Genomic DNA, 1331 nt, shown 5'->3' with positions numbered 1-1331 from the left:
GAGCTGATCGCGCACGGGGCCCTGGTGCAGCGCCGGCTGCTGCACGGCGGGCGGGGGCGGGGGGCGGGGGGGCGGCGCGCGGCGGCGCGCCCCCCCCCCCCCCGGCGGTGACGCTCGCGCCGTACGGCACCGACTGGCCCGGCCTCGCGCCCGCCTCCCCCGCCGTGATCGACCCGGACGAGCGGGCGGCCGAGGTGGCTGCGGCCCTGGTGGAGTACGACATCCTCACCGCGCCCCGGATAGCCCTGGTGCCGGCCAGCCGCAGCGCGGACATCCTGGCGGCGATCGGCTGGCTCGGCCCGCTCAACTACGACGAGGACGCGGCCCCGTTCTCGGCCGTGCTGCGCTCCTGGGAGGAGCGGTTCGGGATACGCGTGGTGGCGCTGGAGTTCGACGTCCTGCACGTCTCGGTGCCGCACCCGCCGCGCACGCTGGAGGAGGCACTGCCCATCGCCGCCGAACACTTCGCCTTCTGCCCCGACAACATCTGGCAGGACAGCGAGACCCTGACCAAGTACGCCGAAGAACACCTGGTGGGCAAGCACAACTGGTCGTTCTGGTGGGACTGAGCGGCTAGCGGGTCGGCCGGCACGGAGGCGCTGCCGCCCGTCGCCCACCGCCTTGCCGGCGGGGCGAGCGTCGGCGCGGGGGTGCGGGCGCCGGTGCGGGGCCCGGGGGTCGGCCGTCCCGCCCGTGCGGGTCCGCCCGTCCCGTACGTACCCACCGGGCCCGCGCGGTGGGAACCTGGTGCCACGCGACGAAGGGGGCGGGCCATGGCTCAGGGCAAGGCCAAGATCAGCATCAGCCTCGATGCCGAGCTGGTGGTGGAGGTGATGGTGCTGGCCGGGGTCGGGTCGCCGCAGGACGCCATCGAGCTGGTGGTGCGCGACTACATCGCGCGTGGGCACCGCCCGGCGGCGCGCGGCGAGTCCAGGGACCGGGCGGCGCGCGACGCCGAGGTGCAACCCCAGGAACCACAGGGCTGATGAGGCTGCTCACCCGCGCGTGCTGGGCGGTGAGTGGTGGGCGGTGAGCGGTGAGCGGTGAGTGGTGGGCGGTGAGCGGTGAGTGGTGAGTGGTGGGCGGTGAGCGGTGAGTGGTGAGTGGTGGGCGGTGGGCGGTGGGCGGTGAGTGGTGGGTGGTGGTGTCGCCGGTGGCCGCGCGCCGGGTCCGGTGGTCAGTGGGGTGGCGGGTCCGGCGGCCGGTGCGATGGCCGGTCCGGCGGCGGTGGCACGTCCGGCTCGCCGCGCGGCCGGCTCACCGCCGTCCCGAACCGCCCGGCCCCGCCCCGTCTTTGGCTGCCGTCCCGAACCGCCCCGCCCCGCCCCGTC

The 1331-nt window shown here is 76.3% G+C and carries 2 protein-coding genes; both read left to right on the top strand.

The annotated features are described in order from the left end of the window. The coding region (locus AAHZ94_RS34185) for a DUF4253 domain-containing protein (RefSeq protein WP_349997573.1) at positions 1-569 on the top strand (569 nt) is incomplete at its 5' end. Between the two features lie 204 nt (positions 570-773). Next, entirely contained in the window at positions 774-986 is a 213-nt protein-coding gene (locus tag AAHZ94_RS34180) for a DUF2191 domain-containing protein (RefSeq protein ID WP_349997572.1), read from the top strand. The last annotated feature ends 345 nt before the right edge of the window (positions 987-1331 follow it).

It is taken from the genome of Streptomyces sp. HSW2009 (genome assembly GCF_040240285.1).
Taxonomy (GTDB): domain Bacteria; phylum Actinomycetota; class Actinomycetes; order Streptomycetales; family Streptomycetaceae; genus Streptomyces.
Note: the sequence above shows the minus strand (reverse complement) of the source record. Positions and strands in the feature narration are given on the sequence as shown.